The following is a 3,263-nucleotide window of genomic DNA, read 5'->3' as shown; positions in this document are numbered from 1 at the left end:
TGAACGCCAATTTAGTGATTTTTCAGCAAGTAGTTGTTAGGATTTTTGGTTTTTGGTGATGGTGTAACAACGGCTGACACAAAGACTGAATCTATATTCAGCCTAAAGAGGAGTGATACTTATTAATTTTTGTAGATAAAAACCTTAATGGTTATTGCTATTATTTATTGGTTGATTGATTGGAGAGTTGTTTTTGAACAGACAAGACAAAGTCTGCTGAAACACCTAATGATGTTGCAATTTGGTCGACTGTCAATAGGTTAAGCCCTAAAAGATTAGAAATTGATTTTTGTAATTGACGTTTCTCTTTATTGACAGATTCAGCATTTCGAGCTATCAAAATCTCTAAAGATGCCTTTTCATCAGGTGTCATTTTGCGACTGTCCAACTCATCAATTGCTACTTTTAGCCATTCTTCACTCCAAAATTGAGGAAATTGTGTTGGCTGGGTAACTGTATGTATCGTTTTCATTGTATATATCAGTTTTTCTAAATCTGTTTTACAATTAACCTCCTGCGACGCAAATTTATCTAATTCTACTGTAACAAACGTCATTTGGGTGTCAATAAGTTCGCCTTGTTCATTTCTTAGGTTAGCAACATTGTGATAGTGTTCATAAGGATTTATATTATTTGCTAAAATAGCCACACAATAGATTTTGGTCAGTGTTCCGTAGTCAAACTTTCCACGTTTTACCATTGCATTAAACTTATGTAAAGCATAAAATTTCATACGTTGTACAAAGTATGGAGCATCTCCATACTGCATTTCTACTATGAAATGATTTTCATTCTCGTCAGTACAAGTTAGGTCAAAAATTCCACTTCTACTGTCTTGTGTGATGCCTTCAAAGGTGTTTTTATCAAATTTGACTTCCTTAATTGGTGTTTCTGATTTGATGAGTGCTTGCAAGGCTTTACGCAAAAAAAAGTGTATTCGTTTCATTGCCAAAAGTTGCCTTAAAACCATAATCCGAGATTATCGGAATAAATATTTGGTCGTCTGTGTATAGTGCTTCCATGAAGTAAATATACTGAATTTTGTTCTTATAAGCTTATTACCGTTGTAACAATGGCTGACACAAAGACTGAATATAGATTCAGCCTAACGGGGGGGTATTCATTGCCGTCTGCTTTAGCTGACGGATTACAGCAAAAAAAACAGAACAAATTTGACTTTAGTCTAACCATTTATTTAGACTAAAGTCGAATTTGATTGCATAAAAGTATCCGTCAGTTAAAACTGACGGCAATGAATCGTTTTCCTAATGAAATTCGGGGTGACTCAAGTTGGATAGTTAGAGATTCATATTTCACCGATTTTCATATGTGTCTACAAAATTTTTCAAGCCTACGGCTTTTGATGGTTTTGATTTTTTGTAACAACTGCTTACACATTGACTGATTAAAATTCAGCCTAACGGGAGCTTATTATCTGTAAAGTTTTTTTAATGATAAAATTTGTTCTTTAAAATCTGTGCTTATTTTTTCATTATTTGGTACCATGTGTTTATCAAGTAAATCAGCAATAGTATCAATTCTTTTGTCTTGTTCTAAATTAGCTTGTTCTATCTTTTTCTGAAAACTGTTTACAAGTAATTGAGTGAAAGCAAATAAATTATTTAGTATATCAAGAAAAAGAATCAATTTTTTAAACGATTCTTCAATATCTAATTTTATTATCATATTGTAAACCTTCATCGGTTCTTTATCGTAGTGGACAGATAGGTCTCTCTGTGTTTTTAGTACATCAAAATTTATAACCAAATAATTGTCAAGCTTTTTAGTTAAATCTTCATATTCTTGTCTTAATTCAGGTAACTCTGAATTTATGATTTGCCCTATTTCTTTTATCCAAAAAGAGTTATTTCTATGTTTTAAAACTTTGTCTCCTTTTTCGTTTATTGCAATAAAGTTGTAAATTTTCTTATATCCTTCACTGATAATAACAATTATTTGACGAGAAGCACTTATTGTTTCATATTGAAACTTACCCCTTAGATAGGTTAATGTGGCTGCACATAAATCAAGATTTATAATTCCTACAATAAGTCTAAAATTTAGTATATCTTTTAGATTCTCAAATGGATTTAAAAGATTTCGACCTTCAAAAAATGTTTTATATGCTTCAAGCTCAGTAAATAATTTCCCAAGATTATCCACTTCATTTGCAAGTTCATTAAGTCTTGACTCAACATTAGTTAATAGTTTTTCTTTTGTTTCGAGTGTCAATAACATTTTGATTTACTTAGTTTTTGTAGCTTATCTACTAATGCTTTGAATAATAGATTAATATATCCCCGCAATTTCCAAAAATCCTAACCTCAAACCAAGCAATCAAAATTATATTTATCTTTCGGTAGAAAACCTAAAATAAAGCATGTTTTTCTATGTTTTTCTGCCTAAAAATCATAAACTTTGTATTATACCCTATCAAACTCCTACCCAATGATTGCGAGGTACTACACATTGTTTTTGTGTTTGTTGGCGATGTCTGTTTTTGCCCAAACACCAGTCATTTCGAGCGGACAAAGCTGGAAATACCTCGATAATGGCACCGACCAAGGCTCCGCATGGCGTGGAGTAGGCTTCAATGATGTATCTTGGGCCTCGGGGCCTTCGCAGCTCGGCTACGGTGATGGCGACGAAGCAACCGTTGTGAGTTATGGTGGTAATGCCAGCAATAAATATATCACTACCTATTTTCGGAAAACCGTCAGTATTTCATCGTTGGCTACAAGCTATCTTCTCCGCATCAAACGAGACGATGGCGTAGTGGTGTATGTCAATGGTGTAGAGGTTTTTCGAGATAATTTGGCAGTTAATGCAAGCTATCAAACACTCGCAACCAACGCTACTGATGATGGTAATACGTGGCTTGAAACTACCATTGCGGCCTCCAATTTTCAAGTAGGAAATAATGTTGTGTCCGTCGAAATTCACCAAACTGCCATTACCAGTTCAGATATTTCGTTTGATTGTGAGTTACTTCCTTCCAGCTATACCGTTAGTCGTGGGCCGTATTTGCAGATGGGTACTTCAAGCAGTATGCAGATTCGCTGGCGAACCAACGTGGCTTCTACCACCAAAGTCAGCTATGGCACTAATGTCGCTAATTTGAGCAGTAGCGTAAGCGATGCCACACTCACTACCGAGCATATCGTCAATCTGTCGGGACTTTCGCCCAATACGCAATATTATTATTCCATTGGTACGACCACCGAAGTGCTCCAAGAAACTGCCCAAAACTATTTCATAACCGC

3 protein-coding genes are annotated in these 3,263 nt (G+C 34.8%); 1 reads left to right on the top strand and 2 read right to left on the bottom strand.

Annotated elements, in window-relative coordinates; translation table 11 throughout:
• Positions 1–160 precede the first annotated feature (160 nt).
• Both ACOVO2_RS02915 and ACOVO2_RS02910 read right to left on the bottom strand, forming a co-directional pair.
• On the bottom strand, positions 161–925 hold the full coding sequence (locus ACOVO2_RS02915; protein WP_421768535.1) for a PD-(D/E)XK nuclease family transposase: 765 nt from the start codon (positions 923–925) through the stop codon (positions 161–163).
• A gap of 506 nt (positions 926–1,431) precedes the next feature.
• Positions 1,432–2,238, bottom strand: coding sequence for a hypothetical protein (locus ACOVO2_RS02910; protein WP_421768534.1), 807 nt, complete (start codon positions 2,236–2,238; stop codon positions 1,432–1,434).
• A 210-nt stretch (positions 2,239–2,448) separates the two neighbouring features.
• On the opposite strand from ACOVO2_RS02910, the gene ACOVO2_RS02905 reads away from it, so the two are divergent.
• The coding region (locus tag ACOVO2_RS02905; protein ID WP_421768533.1) for a fibronectin type III domain-containing protein at positions 2,449–3,263 on the top strand (815 nt) is incomplete at its 3' end.

It is taken from the genome of Emticicia sp. (assembly GCF_049241225.1).
Classification (GTDB): domain Bacteria; phylum Bacteroidota; class Bacteroidia; order Cytophagales; family Spirosomataceae; genus Emticicia.
The sequence above is the reverse complement of the archived record's forward strand: the minus strand, read 5'-3'. Positions and strand labels throughout refer to the sequence as shown.

What these genes read in the sequence shown, in the direction of transcription:
- ACOVO2_RS02910 (WP_421768534.1), bottom strand. Translation starts at nt 2,238, where the DNA reads ATGTTATTGACACTCGAAACAAAAGAAAAACTATTAACTAATGTTGAG.